The following is a 19,925-nucleotide window of genomic DNA, read 5'->3' as shown; positions in this document are numbered from 1 at the left end:
GCTAACCTTAACCACCCTGTGGCAAGGTGACGTCAATTTCATCAAAGGGGATTCGTGATGTTAAACGCCTGGCACCTTCCGGTTGCCCCATTTGTTAAGCAAAACAAAGACAACCTTGTGATTACGCTCTGGCTGGCGGGGGAAAATCAGCCTGAACGCGTGACGCTACGCGCCGAAATTGATAACGAAGAGACCGCGCTGAAAATGCATAAGCAGCGCAGCCAGCCGCAGCCCGGGATCACGGCGTGGCGGGCAAACATCGATTTAACCCGTGGACAGCCGCGTCGTCGCTACAGTTTTAAACTGCTGTGGAATAACCGCCAGCTGTGGTTTACCCCGCAGGGGTTTAGCCGTTTTCCGCCGGCCCGGCTGGAGCAATTTGCCGTCGATTACCCGGACAATGGCCCGCAATGGGTTAACGATCAGGTGTTTTACCAGATTTTCCCGGACCGCTTTGCCCGCAGCGAAAAGCGCACTGCAGACCAGGATAAGGTTTATTACCACCACGCAGCAGGTCACGACATTATCCTCAAAGCATGGGATGAACCGCTGACCGCGCAGGCGGGTGGCTCGACGTTTTACGGCGGCGATCTCGACGGAATCAGCGAAAAACTCCCGTACCTGAAAAAACTGGGCGTGACGGCGCTGTACCTTAACCCGGTGTTTAAAGCGCCGAGCGTGCATAAATACGACACCGAAGATTATCGTCATGTTGATGAGCAGTTTGGCGGCGATGCCGCGCTGCTGCGCCTGCGACAGAACACTAAAAACGAAGGGATGCGCCTGATTCTGGACGGCGTGTTCAACCACAGCGGGGATTCGCACGCGTGGTTTGACCGTCATAACCAGTCGATGAGCGGGGCATGCCATAACCCGGATTCGCCGCAGCGTGACTGGTACAGCTTTAATGAAGAGGGCTACGCGCTGGACTGGCTGGGCTACCCAAGCCTGCCGAAGCTGGATTTCCAGTCGCCTTCTCTGGTCAACGAAATCTACGGCGGTGAAGACAGCGTTGTCCGCCACTGGCTTAAGGCACCATGGAACATGGACGGCTGGCGTCTTGACGTGGTGCATATGCTGGGTGAAGCGGGCGGAGCGCGGAATAACCTTCAGCACGTTGCAGGAATCACCCGCTCAGCGAAAGCCGCGCAGCCGGAGGCCTTTGTCTTTGGCGAGCATTTTGGCGATGCACGCCAGTGGCTGCAAGCCGATGCAGAAGATTCGGCCATGAACTACCGCGGTTTTACCTTCCCGCTATGGGGATTTCTGGCGAACACCGATATCTCCTACGATCCGCAGCATATCGACGCCGAAACCTGTATGGCATGGATGGATAACTACCGCGCCAGCCTGTCGCATCAGCAGCAGTTGCGGATGTTTAACCAGCTGGACAGCCACGATACCGCACGTTTTAAATCCCTGCTTGGCAAGGATGTGGCGCGCCTGCCGCTGGCCGTTACCTGGCTCTTCACCTGGCCTGGCGTGCCGTGCATTTACTACGGTGATGAGGTGGGGCTGGAGGGGAACAACGATCCCTTCTGCCGCAAAACCTTCCCCTGGGATCCGGCGAAGCAGGACAAGGCGCTGCTCAGCCTGTACCAGCGTCTGGCTAAGCTTCGTAAACAGAACCAGGCGCTGCGTTACGGTGGCTGTCAGGTGGTGTATGCCCACGATAACGTGGTGGTGTTTGCCCGCGTCTACAACCAGCAACGCGTGCTGGTCGCCATCAACCGCGGAGAAGCCTGTGAAGTGGTGTTGGATGACTCTCCGTTGCTGCACGTGAAGGCGTGGCAACGCAAAGAGGGTAAAGGCACGATTCAGGAAGGCATTCTCTCCTTACCGGCCATTTCCGCCTCCGTCTGGTTCGGAAATTAATCGTCATCAGCAACCGGTTTATTTCCCGGTTGCTGAAAATTCCCCTAAGTTGTTCGGTTAATTTCAACAGAGGGGACAAATATCTTTACTATCCGCTCAATCAATTCTCGCTATACTCAAATTGCTTTATCAGTCAGGGCCCTTTCTCATATAGCACACCAAAACGTTGGCTTTTAACACATTGATTAAAAGGTACTTTTATGTCTATTCGTGAACTGATTGACCCGTCCAATTCCGTACTGATTTTTATCGATCACCAACCGCAAATGTCTTTTGGCGTGGCAAATATTGACCGTCAGTTATTAAAGAATAATACGGTGGCTCTGGCAAAAGCAGGCAAAATTTTTGATGTTCCGGTTATCTACACCTCTGTCGAAACAAAAAGCTTTAGCGGATACATCTGGCCAGAACTGCTGGCGGTTCACCCGGCGGTTAAACCGATTGAACGTACCTCTATGAACTCCTGGGAAGACGATGCGTTTGTTGCGGCAGTGAAAGCAACGGGCCGCAAGAAACTTATCATCTCAGCCCTGTGGACCGAAGTTTGCCTGACCTTCCCGGCGCTGATGGCTCTGGATGAAGGGTTTGAAGTTTATGTAGTGACCGATACTTCCGGCGGTACCTCCGTAGATGCCCATGAACGTGCGATTGACCGTATGGTTCAAGCGGGCGCGGTTCCTGTGACCTGGCAGCAGGTGCTGCTTGAGTATCAGCGCGACTGGTCTCGCAAAGGCACTTACGACGCGGTCATGGACCTGGTCCGTGAGCACAGCGGTGCTTATGGCATGGGCGTTGACTATGCCTACACCCTCGTTCACGGTGCGCCAGAACGCAAAGCGTAAACCTTCCAGGGCGGGGTTCTCCCGCCCATCAATGACCAGGAAACTATTATGGCGCACACATCGCATGTCACGCTGGTGATTACCCACACCTTGCTGCCGGGTCAGGCTGAGCGATACGAACAGTGGCTGGGTAAGATCATGCCCATCGCGGCGGAATTTCCGGGGCATCTTGGCGCGAACGTCATCCGCCCGACCGACGGACAACATCTGTGGACGGTGATAATCCGTTTCGACACCCTCGAACACCTCTCTGCGTGGACCCAGTCCGATACCCGTAATGCGCTGGTAAAAGAGATTGAACCGCTGCTGGCGGAAGGTGATAAAACCGAAGTGCGTACCGAGGCGGCGTTCTGGTTTACTCCACCGGAGCCTCACGTGCGTAAGCCTAAACAGTGGAAACAGTTTCTCATTACCCTGCTGGTTATCTTTCCCAGTACCAACCTGGTACCGCTGGTCACCGGTGCGTTGCTTCCTGGCCTGAAAGGTACGTTGTTGCTGCATCTGATTAACGATGCCTGTGTGGTCGCGCTGGTGGTCTGGCTGTGGATGCCCATCGTGACCCGTCTGTTTGCCGGATGGCTCAAAAAAGCCTGATTCGGCTGAAAGGAGTACGTTATGTCTCAAACTGCCACACTGATCTTAACCAAAGGTAAGATCCATACCCTCGATCGCGAAAACCCGCTCACGGAAGCGGTGGCTATTGCTAACGGCAAGATCCTGGCGACGGGCAACCACGATCGCATTATGAGCTATGCGACGCAGGGAACGCAGATTGTCGATCTGAAGGGAAGTACGGTGATCCCCGGGCTTAACGATTCGCACCTGCACCTGATCCGCGGCGGGCTGAACTACAACCTCGAGCTGCGCTGGGAAGGCGTACCGTCGCTGGCGGATGCGCTAAGGATGTTGAAAGATCAGGCCGATCGTACACCTTCACCTCAGTGGGTTCGGGTGGTGGGCGGCTGGAGCGAGTTTCAGTTCGCCGAACGCCGGATGCCGACCATCGAAGAGCTTAACGAGGCGGCACCGGATACGCCGGTGTTTGTCCTGCACCTCTACGATCGCGCCCTGCTTAACCGCGCCGCGTTGAAAGCTGTCGGCTACACCAAAGAGACGCCAAACCCGCCGGGCGGGGAGATTGTGCGTGATAACCACGGCAACCCGACCGGGCTGCTGATCGCTAAACCTAACGCGATGATCCTCTACGCCACGCTGGCAAAAGGACCGAAACTCCCCATTGAGCAGCAGGTTAACTCCACGCGCCAGTTTATGCGTGAGCTTAACCGTCTGGGGCTGACCAGCGCCATTGATGCCGGCGGCGGCTTCCAGAACTACCCGGAAGATTACGAGGTGATTGCCGAACTGCACGCCAAAGAGCAGATGACGGTGCGTATTGCCTACAACCTCTTCACCCAGCGCCCTAAACAGGAGCTGGAGGATTTTGAGCGCTGGACCGATATGCTCAAACCGGGGCAGGGCACAGACTTTTATCGTGCGAACGGGGCAGGAGAGATGCTGGTCTTCTCGGCGGCGGATTTTGAAGATTTCCTCCAGCCGCGCCCGGATCTGCCGCAAGGGATGGAAGACGAGCTGGAACGCGTGGTGCGCCACCTGGTGGAAAACCGCTGGCCGTTCCGACTGCATGCCACCTATGACGAATCCATCAGCCGGATGCTGGATGTCTTTGAGAAGGTGAACCGTGAGATTCCGTTTAACGGGCTGCACTGGTTCTTTGACCATGCGGAGACCATTACCGAGCGTAATATCGAGCGCGTCAAAGCGTTGGGGGGCGGTATTGCGGTGCAGCACCGTATGGCGTTCCAGGGCGAATATTTCGTCGACCGCTACGGCAAAGAGGCGGTGAAACACACGCCACCGGTGGCGAAAATGCTGGAACTTGACGTGCCGGTTGGGTTAGGTACTGACGCGACCCGTGTGGCGAGCTATAACCCATGGACGGCGCTCTACTGGCTGGTCTCCGGGCGAACCGTCGGCGGCCTGGCGATGTATGACGACAATAACCGCCTGCCGCGTGAGGTAGCGCTGGAGCTGTGGACCGCAGGCAGCGCGTGGTTTTCCAGCGAGCAGGGTAAAAAAGGCCGTCTGGTTGAAGGGCAGCTTGCGGATCTGGTGGTGCTGTCGAAAGATTACTTCAGCGTGACGGAAGAGGAGATCAAGGGCATTGAATCGGTGCTGACCGTTGTGGATGGCAAGGTCGTGTATGCCGCCGGTCATTTCAGTCCGCTGTCACCGCCGCCGATCCCGGTTGTGCCGTCGTGGTCACCGGTCGTGAAAGTCCCGGGGCATTACCGCTCTGCGCCGCCTGCAGCCAGTAAAGTGGGGGCGGTGGTACAGATGCACCAGTGCATTGGTAGCTGCGGAGTGCATGGCCATGCGCACGGCATTGCGCGGCAATCGGATATCCCGGTATCTGATGACCAGGCATTCTGGGGCGTGCTGGGGTGTTCGTGCTTCGCGTTTTAACATGTGAAGAGTGAGATCGTACAAAACAAAAAGGCCCGCTGATGCGGGCCTTTTCCGTAAACCGTGCCGATTACAGGCTGGATACGTTCTCAGACAGGTATTTAGCAACGCCGTCCGGAGACGCGTTCATACCTTCTTTACCTTTTTCCCACTGAGCCGGGCACACTTCACCGTGCTCTTCGTGGAACTGCAGCGCGTCAACCATGCGCAGCATTTCGTCGATGTTACGACCCAGTGGCAGATCGTTAACAACCTGGTGACGAACGATGCCGTTTGCGTCGATCAGGAAAGAACCGCGCAGTGCAACACCAGCGTCCGGATGTTCGATACCGTAAGCCTGCTGGATTTCGCGTTTGATGTCCGCAACCATTGCGTATTTCACCGCACCGATGCCGCCTTTGTCGACAGGGGTGTTACGCCATGCGTTGTGTACAAATTCAGAGTCGAAGGAGACGCCTACAACTTCTACGCCACGCTTCTGGAATTCTTCGTAACGTTTGTCGAATGCGATCAGCTCAGACGGGCAAACGAAAGTGAAGTCCATTGGCCAGAAGAACAGAACGGTCGCTTTACCGTTGGTGTGCTGTTTGAAGTTGAAGTTTTCAACGATTTCACCGTTGCCCAGAACTGCTGCAGCTGTAAAATCCGGAGCCGGACGAGTTACCAGAACCATGTGATTCTCCTGTAGATACTAAGGTTATTTGGAACGCAACGCCGCCCAGTATAGAGAGTGTTCATTGATAAGACAAAGAGGCGCTAACAATCGTTCAGCAAGCTTTCACCTATCAATGGCATTTCTGTTATAGCTGTTTGTTTTTCGCCTGGGTCATCATACGCGGATAGAACTGCCAGAACCGCGTCTCCAGCGCCTCGTAGTGGGCGTCCAGGTCATGCCAGGAGTCGCGCAGCGCGTCGAGTCGCGGTCGGCGACTCGCCATCCCGTTTAACACATTCTGTATAAAGTCCATCTCGCGATAGCGCTCAAGCCAGCGTTCTGACCAGAGATAGTTATTCAGATTCACAAAGCGCGGCGGCGAATCCGGCAAAATAATGGACACCTGCTGGTGGGCATAGCGCACGAACGCGTTTAGGGGCATCTCAGGAGAGAGTGTTTCCCAGTGCCGCGAGAGGAAATGGTCCCACATCACATCAAGCGTGATTGGCGCGACGCGCCGCGTTTCAGGGCGGAACCACGCTTTGGCTTCCTGGACTTCCGGCAGGTTATCGGTCAGCACGTCGATACGGCGATGCATAAAAATCCCGTCGACAACCTCTGCGGAGTACGCGTCGGCGGGATTACCGCGCACGAAATCGGCCAGCAGATTGCCGGAAAGAGAGCTGTCAGCGAGATGAGCAAGATGCAGGTGAGCGAGAAAATTCATGCGTTTTATTTGTCCAGGGGCGGCTAGTTGTTGCAGCAAAAGGGTGTGAGCACTAGACTATGCCGCCTGTTTTTAAGTCACGAGTATACGTCATGCGCGTCGCCGATTTCTCCTTTGAACTACCTGAATCCCTGATTGCTCACTACCCAATGCCTGAGCGCAGTAGCTGTCGTTTGCTGTCACTGGATGGGCCGACGGGCGAGCTGACGCACGGTACTTTCACCGATTTGCTCGACAAGCTCAACCCTGGCGATCTGCTGGTCTTTAACAATACCCGCGTGATCCCGGCGCGTCTGTTTGGCCGTAAAGCCAGCGGCGGCAAGATTGAAGTGCTGGTCGAACGTATGCTTGATGATAAACGTATTCTGGCACATATTCGCGCCTCTAAAGCGCCGAAGCCGGGTGCAGAGCTGCTGCTTGGCGATGATGAGAGCATCCGTGCAACCATGACCGCGCGTCACGATGCGCTGTTTGAGGTGGCGTTCAATGACGAGCGCACGGTGCTCGACATCCTGAATGCGATCGGCCATATGCCGCTGCCCCCTTACATCGAGCGCCCGGACGAAGAGGCTGACCGCGAGCTGTACCAGACCGTCTATAGCCAGAAACCTGGCGCGGTCGCCGCGCCGACGGCGGGCCTGCATTTTGATGAACCGCTGCTGGAAAAATTGCGCGCGAAAGGTATCGAGATGGCCTTCGTGACCCTGCATGTCGGTGCGGGGACGTTCCAGCCGGTGCGCGTGGACAGCATCGAAGACCACATCATGCACTCCGAATATGCCGAAGTGCCGCAAGAGGTGGTGGATGCCGTTCTGGCCGCCAAAGCACGCGGTAACCGCGTTGTGGCAGTGGGCACCACGTCGGTACGCTCCCTTGAGAGCGCCGCGCAGGCCGCCAAAAATGACCTGATTGAGCCTTTCTTTGGCGATACGCAGATCTTTATCTACCCGGGCTATCGGTACAACGTGATTGATGCCCTGGTAACCAACTTCCATCTGCCTGAATCAACGCTGATTATGCTGGTGTCCGCTTTTGCGGGTTATCAGCACACCATGGCGGCGTACAAGTCTGCGGTAGAACAAAAATATCGCTTTTTTAGCTACGGGGACGCGATGTTTATCACGTACAATCCGCAGGCTTTGAATGAGCGTGTCGGGGAATAAGTCCGCGGCACCGTTTTACAACGTTGGACTGTTTTTCTGACGTCGGAGAAAAAATGAAATTTGAACTCGATACCACCGATGGTCGCGCACGTCGCGGCCGCCTGGTGTTTGATCGCGGCGTGGTGGAAACCCCCGCGTTTATGCCTGTGGGCACCTACGGCACCGTAAAAGGGATGACGCCGGAAGAAGTGGAAGCCACTGGCGCACAGATTATCCTCGGCAATACCTTCCACCTGTGGCTGCGTCCTGGTCAGGAGATCATGAAGCTGCACGGCGATTTGCATGACTTCATGCAGTGGAAAGGCCCGATCCTGACCGACTCCGGTGGTTTCCAGGTCTTCAGCCTGGGCGACATCCGTAAGATCACCGAGCAGGGCGTACACTTCCGTAACCCGATCAACGGCGATCCGATTTTCCTCGATCCTGAAAAGTCTATGGAGATTCAGTACGATCTCGGCTCTGATATCGTGATGATCTTCGACGAATGTACGCCATACCCGGCCGACTGGGATTACGCGAAACGCTCCATGGAGATGTCATTACGCTGGGCGAAGCGTAGCCGTGACCGCTTTGACTCCCTGCAGAACAAAAATGCGCTGTTCGGTATTATCCAGGGCAGCGTTTACGAAGATTTACGCGATATCTCTGTTAAAGGTCTGGTAGAGATAGGTTTTGATGGCTACGCTGTCGGCGGTTTGGCTGTGGGTGAACCGAAGGAAGACATGCATCGCATTCTGGAGCATGTCTGCCCGCAAATCCCGGCAGATAAACCCCGTTACCTGATGGGTGTGGGTAAACCTGAGGACCTGGTTGAAGGTGTGCGCCGCGGCATTGATATGTTCGACTGCGTTATGCCAACCCGCAACGCGCGTAACGGTCATCTGTTTGTGACCGATGGCGTGGTGAAAATCCGTAACGCGAAGCATAAGAGTGACACCAGCCCGCTCGATTCCGAGTGCGATTGCTACACCTGTCGCAATTATTCTCGCGCGTACCTGCATCATCTTGATCGTTGCAATGAGATTTTGGGCGCGCGTCTCAATACCATTCATAATCTTCGTTATTATCAGCGCTTAATGGCTGGTTTACGCAAGGCTATTGAAGAGGGTAAATTAGAGAGCTTCGTGACCGATTTTTACCAACGTCAGGGTCGAACCGTTCCACCTTTGAACGTTGATTAATTTTAATAATGAGGGAATTTGAATGAGCTTTTTTATTTCTGATGCGGTAGCGGCAACAGGTGCTCCGGCGCAGGGCAGCCCGATGTCTCTGATTCTGATGCTGGTTGTGTTCGGTCTGATCTTCTACTTCATGATCCTGCGCCCACAGCAGAAGCGTACCAAAGAGCACAAAAAGCTGATGGACTCCATTGCCAAAGGTGATGAAGTGCTGACCAACGGTGGTCTGGTCGGTCGCGTAACCAAAGTGGCTGAAAGTGGCTACATTGCTATTGCCCTGAACGACACCACTGAAGTGGTTATCAAACGTGACTTCGTAGCTGCCGTTCTGCCGAAAGGCACCATGAAGGCGCTGTAATCCCAACTTTTCCCAAAGGGAACTGCCGTGTTAAACCGTTATCCTTTGTGGAAGTACATCATGCTGGTCGCCGTGATTCTCGTCGGCCTGCTGTACGCGCTTCCCAACCTGTATGGTGAGGATCCGGCTGTTCAAATCACTGGCGCGCGCGGTGTCGCCGCCAGTGAGCAAACGCTGATCCAGGTCCAGAAATCGTTACAAGAAGAAAAAATTACCGCTAAGTCTGTGGCTCTGGAAGAGGGCGCAATTCTTGCTCGCTTCGACACCACCGACACGCAGCTCCGCGCTCGCGAAGTGCTGATGGGCGTGCTGGGTGATAAATACGTCGTGGCGCTTAACCTTGCTCCTGCAACCCCGCGTTGGCTGGCTGCGTTGAATGCAGAGCCAATGAAACTCGGTCTTGACCTGCGTGGCGGTGTTCACTTCCTGATGGAAGTGGATATGGATACCGCGCTCGGCAAACTGCAGGAACAAAACATCGACAGCCTGCGCAGCGATCTGCGCGAAAAAGGCATCGCTTACACTACCGTTCGTAAAGAAGATAACTACGGTATGAGCATCACGTTCCGCGACAGCGCGGCGCGCGATCAGGCTGTAGATTACCTGACTCAACGTCACCGTGACCTCGTGATCACCTCTCAGGGCAGCAACCAGCTGCGCGCGGTGATGACCGATGCTCGCCTGAAAGAAGCCCGTGAATACGCCGTTCAGCAGAACATCAATATTCTGCGTAACCGTGTAAACCAGCTGGGTGTTGCTGAGCCACTGGTACAGCGTCAGGGTGCTGACCGTATCGTGGTGGAACTCCCGGGGATTCAGGACACGGCACGTGCGAAAGAGATTCTGGGGGCAACTGCCACGCTGGAATTCCGTCTGGTTAACTCCAACGTCGATCAGTCCGCTGCTGCCGCAGGCCGTATTCCGGGCGATTCGGAAGTGAAACAGACCCGCGAAGGTCAGCCAGTTGTGCTGTACAAACGCGTGATCCTGACCGGTGACCACATCACCGACTCCACATCCAGCCAGGACGAATACAACCAGCCGCAGGTTAACATCTCGCTGGATAGCGCGGGTGGTAACATCATGTCTAACTTCACCAAGGACAACATCGGTAAACCGATGGCAACCCTGTTCGTGGAGTACAAAGACAGCGGTAAGAAAGACGCAAACGGCCGCGCGGTGCTGGTGAAAGAGGAAGAGGTGATTAACATCGCCAACATCCAGTCTCGTCTGGGTAACAGCTTCCGCATCACCGGTATCAACAACCCGAACGAAGCGCGTCAGCTTTCACTGCTGCTGCGTGCCGGTGCGCTGATTGCACCGATTCAGATTGTTGAAGAACGTACCATTGGTCCAACGCTGGGGATGCAAAACATCAAGCAGGGTCTGGAAGCGTGTCTGGCCGGTCTGGTGGTCTCCATCCTCTTCATGATCTTCTTCTATAAGAAGTTTGGTCTGATTGCGACAAGCGCACTGGTTGCGAACCTGGTGCTGATTATCGGCATCATGTCTCTGTTGCCGGGGGCGACGCTGACCATGCCGGGGATTGCCGGTATCGTCTTAACCCTTGCGGTGGCGGTCGACGCCAACGTACTGATAAACGAACGTATCAAAGAAGAGTTAAGCAACGGTCGCTCTGTTCAGCAGGCGATTGACGAAGGCTACAAAGGGGCATTCAGCTCCATCTTCGATGCGAACGTAACAACACTGATTAAGGTTCTTATCCTGTATGCAGTGGGGACTGGCGCTATCAAAGGCTTTGCGATCACCACCGGTATCGGTGTTGCAACGTCAATGTTTACCGCTATTGTCGGCACCCGTGCCATCGTGAACCTGCTGTATGGCGGCAAGCGCGTCAAAAAGCTGTCTATCTGAGGAGTGCGTTGTGGCACAGGAATATACTGTTGAACAATTGAACCACGGCCGTAAAGTCTGGGACTTTATGCGCTGGGACTACTGGGCTTTCGGCATTTCAGGTTTACTGCTGATCCTCTCCCTTATCGTGATGGGCGTGAAAGGCTTTAACTGGGGTCTTGATTTCACCGGTGGTACGGTAATTGAGATCTCCCTGGAAAAACCGGTCGATATGGACCAGATGCGCCAGTCTCTGCAGAAAGCGGGCTTTGAAGAGCCGTTGCTGCAGAACTTCGGCAGCAGCCGTGACATCATGGTGCGTATGCCGCCGGTGCACGATGCGAACGGCAGCCAGGAGCTGGGCAGCAAGGTTGTTAACGTGGTTAACGAAACAACCAACCAGCATGCGACGGTTAAGCGTATCGAGTTCGTCGGGCCAAGCGTAGGTGCTGACCTGGCGCAAACCGGTGCGATGGCGCTGCTGGTGGCTCTGATCTCCATTCTGGTGTACGTCGGTTTCCGCTTTGAGTGGCGACTGGCGGCGGGTGTGGTTATCGCCCTGGCGCACGACGTGGTGATCACCATGGGCATACTGTCTCTGTTCCACATTGAGATTGACCTGACAATCGTGGCATCCCTGATGTCCGTTATCGGTTACTCACTGAACGACAGTATCGTGGTATCTGACCGTATTCGTGAAAACTTCCGTAAGATCCGTCGCGGTACGCCGTACGAAATCTTTAACGTGTCGTTGACCCAGACGCTGCACCGTACGTTGATCACATCCGGAACCACCTTGATGGTGATCCTGATGCTGTTCCTCTTCGGTGGCCCGGTACTGGAAGGCTTCTCGCTGACCATGCTGATCGGTGTCTCTATCGGTACGGCTTCGTCTATCTACGTCGCCTCCGCACTGGCACTGAAACTTGGCATGAAGCGCGAGCACCTGCTCCAGCAGAAAGTCGAGAAAGAAGGGGCGGATCAGCCGTCTATTCTGCCGTAAGACGACGTGTCGTTCGTTCCTTAAATCCCGGTCTGTTGACCGGGATTTTTTTTATCTACTCCTGTCAAACACTCCTGACAGTATGCTGTCAGGAGCCCTGTCGTAGACTCTTTTCGAACCCAAACAACAGGCAGGAGGATGTATGAAAAGTGTGATTAACTGGTTTGAAATTCCGGTCGCCGATATGGATCGCGCTATCAAATTTTATGAGCCCGTGATGCAGGTACAGCTGAGACGAGAGAAAATGGATGTGGCTGAGTTAGCCGTTTTCCCGCATGACGATCCGGCCACCGGCGGCGCGCTGGCAAAATTTGAGGGCATTACACCGTCCGTACAGGGCGCTATTATTTACCTGCATACTGACAACCTGGCGGCAACGCTCGATCGCATCGCGTCTGCGGGGGGCGAGTGCGTGTTTGGCCCGCTGGAATTGCCGCGTGGCATTGGCACCATAGCCTTGTTTACCGACAGCGAAGGTAATCGCGTCGGCCTCCATCAACCTGCCTGAGAGCTGAATACGATATGACCCGACGCGCTGACCGTTTGTTTCAGATTGTGCAGATCCTGAGAGGCAGGCGTCTGACAACGGCAGCGCATCTGGCGGACAGGTTGAGCGTATCGGAGCGGACCGTATACCGTGATATCCGCGACCTGTCGCTTTCCGGCGTGCCGGTGGAAGGGGAGGCGGGAAGCGGCTATCGGCTGATGTCGGGTTTTGACTTACCTCCGCTGATGCTGACGAACAAAGAATCTGAAGCGTTGATGGTCGCCATCCGTCTGCTGAAAACCTGGGGGGGCGACTCGCTCTCGCGTGAGCTTGAGTCGGCGCAGGAGAAGGTACTGGCGATCCTGCCCGAGGAGAGCCGACGTAAGGCGGAGCAGACGCGGATATATGCGCCGGATATTGCGCTTCAGCCGCATTCGCGCAGCGACTTTGATGTTATTCATCAGGCTATTTCTGCCCAGTGCGTACTGGCGCTGCATTATCGTGATGAAGCCGGGCATCTGACATGGCGTGACATTCAGCCGCTGGGGCTGTTCTTCTGGGGAGAACACTGGCTGCTGGCCGCGTGGTGTGAACGGCGTGATGACTACCGCTGCTTCCGGCTCGACAGGTGTCTGAATATTACGCTCACGCAGAGGCGTTTTAGCGAAAGCGCGGAGCGATCGCTGGCGGATTTTCTGCGTAAGGTGAAGCAATAAAAAAGCCAGCATATCAGCTGGCTTTGTCCGTTTTTGCCTTCTTTCACATCAGAAGTTGTAACCGACAACCAGGTAACCACCCCAGCCGGTAGAACGTACGCTGAAGTCGCCATTGCCGAAGTTCAGGCTTGCGTCATCGTTCCACTGACCGCCGTTATGCCAGTAACGCGCAACAACGGAGTAGTGCCAGTGATCGTAGTTCAGCGCCAGGATGTGGCTGGAGGCGATGGAGTCGTTGGTACGCGCTTTCTTACCGTTCAGGTCACGGAAGTCGTTGTCGCCCAGGTCTGAACCCCAGTCAAAGTTGGTGAAACCGATATAGCTCAGGTTACCGCCCCACAGCTGGGTAATTGGCACAAAGTATTTCACTTTGAAACGGTAGCCATCCCACTCGTTTTCGTTCGCGGCACCGTAGTTCTGCCACTGGTATTTCGCATAGACGTTCAGGGACAGGCTCATTGGCAGACCGGTATCGATGTCGGTACCCAGACCCATATACCAGGTGCTCTGACGACCGGACGCGTTACGGCCCATGTCGTAGATGTAGTTGTTCGCGAAGTACCACTCTTTGAATGGACCAAACGCCAGGCTGGTGCCCGTCAGCTTATCAATGGAGAAGCGGGGTTCGATCTCCATGAACAGGGGGGAACCGTGGTTCCAGATACCTTTCGCATCGGTGTTACCACCGAAGAAGACCGGTGCATCCATATAGCCGTAGAAATCGAACCAGTCTTTCTTGGCGAAGGCTTCGTACTCCAGGTAGGTATCGTTGCGGATCTGTGGTCCGAAACGGGTGTGATAGCTGCCGACCACGTTAACGCTCTGGTGCCACCAGTCGGAGAGGTATTGTGGTTTATCGTTTTCCGCTGCGTTAACAGTGAAAGTGGAGGAGAGTGCCAGCACGGCGCCAGCCGCGAGTAATGTTTTTTTCATAATCATGCCACTGATTGAAATTCCCTTCCGGGAGTGAAAAATGCGCGAATTGCGTTTCTAAATATTTCGTGTTTCTGCGGAGCCTATTATAGGAATCCTTGCTCACAAAAATATGTGTTGTTTCACATATCTCTCACACGCGTAATCGATTGCGTTCACGTTTGCGTACTTTAAACGGCGGGGATTGTAGCGGCAATGATTTCTGTTGCCAATCTTTGCGGATTGTAAATGTTAGCGGAGTGACATTGCACTCCGCTGAAAGGGGATTACTGCGCGGCGGGCTGGATATCGTGAATGCGGATGAAACCTAACTGATCCGGCGTAAGTCCGTTCAGCTGGATCGGAATGTCAACATCGCTCGGGGCCAGCACGCTGGCGGGTGCAGTGAACAGCTGGCTCTTCACGTTCACTTCCTGATAGTTCTCGGTGGTGCCCTGGATCTGCCCCCACTCGACGGTGCCGCTAAAGGCTGGCAGAGGATCGTTGGATTCCCCCTGAATGCGTAATGTTGCGCGAGTACCATCCGCATTGGCCGCCACGTTAACCAGCGACATTTTCAGCGTGCCAATCTGGCTGTTAAGGCGCGCCGGGGTGTTAGACCCGGGCAGCAGATAAACCCCGCTGCTGGATTTGGCATTCAGCGCGTTTTGCTGGGTGATCTTCACGGTTTCTTTGTTCAGTTTGTCCATCGCGGTATTGAGCGTATTCACGCTTTGTTTCATTTGACGGACTTCGGTTTGCTGTGCACAGGCGCTAAGGGTAAACAGACTCCCCACCAGCAATATTTTCAGGTAACGTCTTGTCATTGCGTTTATTTCCTTGAAATAACGGATCTCCGTAATGGTAGCCAGCATCGCATCAACAGGCATAGATCCTTTGTCTCAAAAAGCTCTTCCTTTGTTGTCAGGCCAGATCAGGGTAAAATGAAAATCAGTTAACCACATAACAGGGATACCGTATGCATTGCCCATTCTGCTCCGCTGTGGATACCAAAGTTATCGACTCTCGCCTTGTGGGCGAAGGGTCTTCCGTACGCCGCCGCCGGCAATGTCTGGTGTGCAACGAGCGTTTCACGACCTTTGAGGTTGCAGAGCTGGTAATGCCGCGCGTGGTAAAAAGTAACGACGTGCGTGAGCCGTTTAACGAAGAGAAACTGCGCAGCGGGATGCTCAAGGCGCTGGAAAAACGGCCTGTCAGTGCAGATGACGTCGAAATGGCGTTAAACCACATAAAATCTTACCTTCGTGGTTTGGGTGAGCGCGAGGTGCCAAGCAAGATGATTGGCAACCTGGTGATGGAGCAACTGAAAAAGCTCGATAAGGTCGCCTATATCCGCTTCGCCTCTGTGTACCGCAGTTTCGAAGATATCAAAGAGTTTGGCGAAGAGATCGCCCGCTTACAGGATTAAGCTCATGCAGGATGAGATTTACATGGCGCGAGCCATGAAGCTGGCGCAGCGCGGTCGTTTTACCACCCATCCCAACCCTAACGTCGGGTGCGTCATTGTCAACGATGGCGAGATTGTGGGCGAAGGGTTTCACTACCGTGCCGGTGAGCCCCATGCCGAAGTTCATGCCCTGCGCATGGCCGGCGAAAAGGCGCGCGGTGCAACGGCCTACGTGACGCTGGAACCCTGCAGCCACCACGGCCGTACCCCGCCGTGCTGCGAAGCACTGATTGCGGCGGGTGTCGCGCGCGTTGTCGCGGCGATGCAGGATCCCAATCCGCAGGTTGCCGGACGTGGCATGTATCGACTGCAGCAGGAAGGAGTTGATGTCAGTCACGGCCTGATGATGCAGGATGCTGAGGCGATCAACAAAGGCTTCCTGAAGCGTATGCGCACCGGGTTCCCGTACATTCAGCTTAAGCTCGGGGCCTCACTGGATGGTCGCACGGCGATGGCGAACGGCGAGAGCCAGTGGATCACCTCTGCGCAGGCAAGGCGCGATGTGCAACGTCTGCGCGCGCAAAGCCATGCTATCCTCACCAGCAGTGAAACGGTTCTGGCTGATAATCCTGCCATGACCGTGCGCTGGGATGAACTGAATGCCGATACCCAGGCGTGCTACCCGCAGGAAAACCTGCGTCAGCCGCTGCGTATTGTCATCGATAGCCAGAATCGCATCACGCCTGCGCACCGCATCGTGCAACAGCCGGGCGAAACCTGGATTGCACGCACGCAGGACGATGCGCGTGAATGGCCGCAAGGCGTACGCAGCGTCATGGTGCCAGAGCATAACGGGCACCTCGACTTAGTGGTGCTGATGATGCTGCTTGGTAAGCAACAGGTGAACAGTATCTGGGTAGAAGCGGGGCCGACGCTGGCCGGCGCGCTGCTGCAGGCCGGGCTGGTGGATGAGCTGATTGTCTACGTAGCACCTAAACTGTTGGGTAACGATGCGCGTGGTCTGTTTGTGCTGCCGGGTCTTGAAAAACTTGGTGATGCACCGCAACTCAAATTTAGCGAGATTCGTCCGGTGGGCCCGGATGTCTGCCTCCATTTAACGCCAGCGTAATTGCTCCTGAAATAGGGAAGCAGTGCGCAAAGTATTATGATAAAATCCGCCCCCCTGCGGGGCCAAATGAACCCGTAAAGGAAGAGTATGAACATTATTGAAGCTGCTGTAGCTACCCCGGACGCTCGCGTCGCCATCACCATTGCGCGTTTCAACAACTTCATCAACGACAGCCTGCTGGAAGGTGCCATTGACGCCCTGAAACGTATCGGCCAGGTTAAAGATGACAACATTACCGTTGTTTGGGTTCCAGGTGCTTATGAACTGCCACTGGCAGCGGGCGCGCTGGCGAAAACCGGTAAATACGACGCGGTGATTGCGCTGGGTACCGTTATTCGTGGCGGCACTGCACACTTCGAATACGTTGCAGGCGGTGCAAGCAATGGTCTGGCACACGTTGCGCAGGATGCTGAAATTCCTGTCGCGTTTGGCGTGCTGACTACCGAAAGTATTGAACAAGCCATTGAGCGCGCTGGTACCAAAGCCGGTAACAAAGGTGCAGAAGCTGCACTGACCGCGCTTGAAATGATCAATGTGTTGAAAGCCATTAAGGCCTGATTTTTTTGTAAGGGGAATTCCGTGAAACCTGCTGCTCGTCGCCGCGCCCGTGAATGTGCCGTCCAGGCACTTTACTCCTGGCAGTTGTCCCAGAACGACATCGCTGATGTTGAATACCAGTTCCTGTCAGAACAGGACGTGAAAGACGTTGACGTTCTGTACTTCCGTGAACTGCTGTCGGGAGTGGCGACTAATAGCGCGTATCTCGATGGTCTGATGAAGCCATACCTGTCCCGTCTGCTCGAAGAGCTGGGTCAGGTTGAGAAAGCAGTGTTGCGTATCGCGCTGTTTGAGTTGTCTAAACGTGATGATGTGCCGTACAAAGTGGCCATCAACGAAGCGATCGAACTGGCGAAAACCTTCGGCGCTGAGGACAGCCATAAATTTGTAAATGGCGTGCTGGATAAAGCCGCACCTGCGATCCGTCCCCACAAAAAGTGATCCGCAAACCGGAGTTTTGCATTGCCTGCCGGGCAGTGCGGCTCCGGTTTTTTTATTTAATTTGCTGAGGCATAACGTATGGCATGCGGCGAATTCTCCCTGATTGCCCGTTATTTCGACCGTGTCAGAACCTCTCGTCTTGATGTTGAAACCGGCATTGGTGATGACTGCGCACTTCTCAATATTCCCGAAAAACAGACGCTGGCAATCAGCACCGACACCTTAGTGTGCGGACGTCATTTTTTACCTGATATCGATCCCGCCGATCTGGCGTATAAAGCGCTGGCGGTCAACGTAAGCGACTTAGCGGCCATGGGCGCCGATCCCGCGTGGCTGACGCTGGCGTTGACGCTGCCCGAGGTGGACGAAGACTGGCTTGAAGCCTTTAGCGATGCGCTGTTTGATCAGCTCAACTACTACGATATGCAGCTGATTGGCGGTGACACCACTGCCGGGCCGCTGTCGATGACGCTTGCGATCCACGGCTATGTCCCGCTGGGCCGGGCGCTGAAACGCTCGGGCGCAAAGCCGGGTGACTGGATCTACGTGACCGGCACGCCGGGCGACAGCGCCGCAGGGCTGGCAATCCTCCAGGATCGCTTACGCGTCAAGGATGCCGACGATGCGGCATATCTGGTGAAACGCCATCTGCGCCCAACGCCGCGTATTTTGCACGGCCAGGCGCTGCGCGAGCGGGCAAGCTCGGCTATCGATCTCTCTGACGGGCTTATCTCCGATCTCGGCCATATTCTGAAGGCCAGCGGTGTGGGCGCGCGCGTAGATCTGGATCTGTTCCCGCTGTCAGAGCCATTGCTTCGCCATGTGGAACCCGAGCAGGCTCTGCGCTGGGCGCTCTCCGGCGGCGAAGATTATGAGCTGTGCTTTACCGTACCGGAGCTGAACCGGGGAACGCTGGACGTGGCGCTAGCTCACCTTGGGGCGAAGTTTACCTGTATCGGACAGATTATGCCGGAAAGTGAAGGGCTGAAATTTGTGCGTGATGGCGCGCCGGTTACGCTTGACTGGAAGGGTTACGACCACTTTGCGTGATTCGTCGGCCGGGTAGCGCTGCGCTTACCCGGCCGAGGGATTTTGTTCCCTCTCATTTTGGGAGAGGGGCAGGGCGTGGGCTTACTTAAACCCTACCACCGGATGCTGCTGGTACGGCGTTTCCAGCTCGGCGACTTGCTCAGGCGTCAGCGTTAAATCAACGGCACTCAACAACTCGTCCACCTGTTCTTCCCGCGATGTACCGATAATCGGTGCCGCGACTCCGCGTTTGCTCAGCAACCACGCCAGCGCTACCTGCGCACGCGTGGCACCGGTATCATCGGCAATCCCCGCTAAACGCTCGGCGATCAACGCATCGCTGGCTTCCGTACCTTCGTATAAGGTTTTACCGAACGCATCCGACACCGAGCGGGCGGTGGTCTCTCCCCATGGTCGGGTGAGGCGTCCGCGCGCCAGGGGACTCCATGGGATCACCGCTACGCCTTCCTGATAGCAGAGCGGCAGCATCTCGCGCTCTTCTTCGCGATAGATAAGGTTGTAGTGATCCTGCATGGTGACAAACCGTGCCCAGCCGTGCTGCGCCTGAAGATCAAGCGCTGAGGCAAACTGCGAAGCGTGCATAGACGATGCGCCGATGTAATGCGCCTTCCCGGCCTTAACCACATCGTTAAGGGCTTCCAGCGTCTCTTCAATCGGCGTGTTGTAATCCCAGCGGTGGATCTGCAGCAGGTCGACATAATCCATATTCAGGCGCCGGAGGCTGTCATCAATGGATCGCAGGATTTGCGCACGGGAAAGGCCTTCAGGCAAATCACCCACCTGGTGATATACCTTGGTGGCGACGACCACATCGTCACGGCGGGCAAAATCGCGCAGGGCGCGGCCGACAATCTCTTCGCTGCTGCCGTCGGAGTAACTGTTGGCAGTATCAAAAAAGTTAATCCCGCCGTCGAGTGCGCGTTTGATGATAAGGCGGCTGCTCTCTTCCGGCAGTGTCCAGGCGTGATTTCCCCGGTCTGGCTCGCCAAAGGTCATGCATCCCAGGCAAAGTCGGGAAACCTGAAGGTCTGTTGTTCCTAATGTCGTGTATTGCATGGTTCCGCTCCTGCTTTTTTAAACAATAC

Annotated in this window: 21 protein-coding genes; 16 read left to right on the top strand and 5 right to left on the bottom strand. The window is 55.3% G+C overall.

The genetic code is table 11. The features are described 5' to 3' along the window. Window positions 1-57 precede the first annotated feature (57 nt). The 4 genes from malZ to ACMVME_RS14175 all read left to right on the top strand — a co-directional run bounded on the left by malZ (window position 58) and on the right by ACMVME_RS14175 (window position 5,201). Window positions 58-1,875: a maltodextrin glucosidase gene (malZ, locus tag ACMVME_RS14190; protein ID WP_032681572.1), complete on the top strand. Its 1,818-nt coding sequence runs from the start codon at window positions 58-60 to the stop codon at window positions 1,873-1,875. A 200-nt stretch (window positions 1,876-2,075) separates the two neighbouring features. Next, a complete protein-coding gene (locus ACMVME_RS14185; protein WP_014168837.1) occupies window positions 2,076-2,717 on the top strand; it encodes a hydrolase in 642 nt (213 codons plus the stop codon). A 48-nt stretch (window positions 2,718-2,765) separates the two neighbouring features. Continuing rightward, window positions 2,766-3,311, top strand: coding sequence for an antibiotic biosynthesis monooxygenase (locus ACMVME_RS14180; protein WP_014168838.1), 546 nt, complete (start codon window positions 2,766-2,768; stop codon window positions 3,309-3,311). 21 nt (window positions 3,312-3,332) lie between these two features. Then, entirely contained in the window at window positions 3,333-5,201 is a 1,869-nt protein-coding gene (locus tag ACMVME_RS14175; RefSeq protein ID WP_014168839.1) for an amidohydrolase, read from the top strand. Window positions 5,202-5,271: 70 nt separating this feature from the next. Here the strand turns inward: ACMVME_RS14175 and ACMVME_RS14170 are convergent, their stop codons facing one another. Both ACMVME_RS14170 and acpH read right to left on the bottom strand, forming a co-directional pair. Further along, entirely contained in the window at window positions 5,272-5,874 is a 603-nt protein-coding gene (locus tag ACMVME_RS14170) for a peroxiredoxin (protein WP_014168840.1), read from the bottom strand. A gap of 127 nt (window positions 5,875-6,001) precedes the next feature. Beyond that, window positions 6,002-6,583, bottom strand: a complete 582-nt coding sequence (gene acpH, locus ACMVME_RS14165; RefSeq protein ID WP_025204983.1) for an ACP phosphodiesterase — start codon at window positions 6,581-6,583, stop codon at window positions 6,002-6,004. 92 nt (window positions 6,584-6,675) lie between these two features. On the opposite strand from acpH, the gene queA reads away from it, so the two are divergent. The 7 genes from queA to ACMVME_RS14130 all read left to right on the top strand — a co-directional run bounded on the left by queA (window position 6,676) and on the right by ACMVME_RS14130 (window position 13,342). Next, entirely contained in the window at window positions 6,676-7,746 is a 1,071-nt protein-coding gene (gene queA / locus ACMVME_RS14160; protein ID WP_068795167.1) for a tRNA preQ1(34) S-adenosylmethionine ribosyltransferase-isomerase QueA, read from the top strand. 53 nt (window positions 7,747-7,799) lie between these two features. Beyond that, window positions 7,800-8,927, top strand: a complete 1,128-nt coding sequence (gene tgt, locus ACMVME_RS14155; RefSeq protein WP_020885227.1) for a tRNA guanosine(34) transglycosylase Tgt — start codon at window positions 7,800-7,802, stop codon at window positions 8,925-8,927. A 22-nt stretch (window positions 8,928-8,949) separates the two neighbouring features. Then, complete coding sequence (gene yajC / locus ACMVME_RS14150) at window positions 8,950-9,282, top strand: preprotein translocase subunit YajC (RefSeq protein WP_000007630.1); 333 nt, start codon at window positions 8,950-8,952, stop codon at window positions 9,280-9,282. Window positions 9,283-9,309: 27 nt separating this feature from the next. Next, entirely contained in the window at window positions 9,310-11,157 is a 1,848-nt protein-coding gene (gene secD, locus ACMVME_RS14145; protein ID WP_014168844.1) for a protein translocase subunit SecD, read from the top strand. Between the two features lie 10 nt (window positions 11,158-11,167). After that, complete coding sequence (gene secF / locus ACMVME_RS14140; protein WP_020885225.1) at window positions 11,168-12,139, top strand: protein translocase subunit SecF; 972 nt, start codon at window positions 11,168-11,170, stop codon at window positions 12,137-12,139. A gap of 142 nt (window positions 12,140-12,281) precedes the next feature. Beyond that, on the top strand, window positions 12,282-12,647 hold the full coding sequence (locus ACMVME_RS14135; protein WP_020885224.1) for a VOC family protein: 366 nt from the start codon (window positions 12,282-12,284) through the stop codon (window positions 12,645-12,647). Window positions 12,648-12,661: 14 nt separating this feature from the next. Continuing rightward, window positions 12,662-13,342: a helix-turn-helix transcriptional regulator gene (locus tag ACMVME_RS14130; protein WP_014168847.1), complete on the top strand. Its 681-nt coding sequence runs from the start codon at window positions 12,662-12,664 to the stop codon at window positions 13,340-13,342. Between the two features lie 48 nt (window positions 13,343-13,390). Here the strand turns inward: ACMVME_RS14130 and ACMVME_RS14125 are convergent, their stop codons facing one another. Both ACMVME_RS14125 and ACMVME_RS14120 read right to left on the bottom strand, forming a co-directional pair. Then, the gene (locus tag ACMVME_RS14125; protein ID WP_025204975.1) at window positions 13,391-14,275 is read right to left on the bottom strand and encodes a nucleoside-specific channel-forming protein Tsx; all 885 of its coding nucleotides are present in this window, start codon (window positions 14,273-14,275) and stop codon (window positions 13,391-13,393) included. A 266-nt stretch (window positions 14,276-14,541) separates the two neighbouring features. Continuing rightward, window positions 14,542-15,081, bottom strand: a complete 540-nt coding sequence (locus ACMVME_RS14120) for a DUF3251 domain-containing protein (protein WP_025204974.1) — start codon at window positions 15,079-15,081, stop codon at window positions 14,542-14,544. A 152-nt stretch (window positions 15,082-15,233) separates the two neighbouring features. Between ACMVME_RS14120 and nrdR the strand changes: the two genes are divergently transcribed. The 5 genes from nrdR (at window position 15,234) to thiL (ending at window position 18,840) form a co-directional block, all read left to right on the top strand. Further along, window positions 15,234-15,683 carry a transcriptional regulator NrdR gene (gene nrdR / locus ACMVME_RS14115; protein WP_008503337.1) on the top strand — a complete coding sequence of 150 codons (450 nt, stop codon included), beginning with the start codon at window positions 15,234-15,236 and terminating at the stop codon, window positions 15,681-15,683. A gap of 4 nt (window positions 15,684-15,687) precedes the next feature. After that, window positions 15,688-16,791, top strand: coding sequence for a bifunctional diaminohydroxyphosphoribosylaminopyrimidine deaminase/5-amino-6-(5-phosphoribosylamino)uracil reductase RibD (ribD, locus tag ACMVME_RS14110; protein ID WP_032681566.1), 1,104 nt, complete (start codon window positions 15,688-15,690; stop codon window positions 16,789-16,791). An 87-nt stretch (window positions 16,792-16,878) separates the two neighbouring features. After that, window positions 16,879-17,349 carry a 6,7-dimethyl-8-ribityllumazine synthase gene (gene ribE / locus ACMVME_RS14105; protein WP_006176874.1) on the top strand — a complete coding sequence of 157 codons (471 nt, stop codon included), beginning with the start codon at window positions 16,879-16,881 and terminating at the stop codon, window positions 17,347-17,349. Window positions 17,350-17,370: 21 nt separating this feature from the next. Then, window positions 17,371-17,790 (top strand): transcription antitermination factor NusB, encoded by a 420-nt coding sequence (gene nusB, locus ACMVME_RS14100; protein ID WP_006809908.1) that lies wholly within the window; start codon window positions 17,371-17,373, stop codon window positions 17,788-17,790. A gap of 78 nt (window positions 17,791-17,868) precedes the next feature. Next, window positions 17,869-18,840, top strand: coding sequence for a thiamine-phosphate kinase (gene thiL, locus ACMVME_RS14095; protein ID WP_020885221.1), 972 nt, complete (start codon window positions 17,869-17,871; stop codon window positions 18,838-18,840). Between the two features lie 81 nt (window positions 18,841-18,921). On the opposite strand, the gene ACMVME_RS14090 is transcribed toward thiL, so the two are convergent. Then, window positions 18,922-19,896, bottom strand: a complete 975-nt coding sequence (locus tag ACMVME_RS14090) for an aldo/keto reductase (protein ID WP_068795166.1) — start codon at window positions 19,894-19,896, stop codon at window positions 18,922-18,924. Window positions 19,897-19,925 lie beyond the last annotated feature (29 nt).

The organism is Enterobacter cloacae complex sp. 2024EL-00711, from assembly GCF_047529885.1.
Taxonomy (GTDB): domain Bacteria; phylum Pseudomonadota; class Gammaproteobacteria; order Enterobacterales; family Enterobacteriaceae; genus Enterobacter; species Enterobacter ludwigii.
Note: the sequence above shows the minus strand (reverse complement) of the source record. Positions and strands in the feature narration are given on the sequence as shown.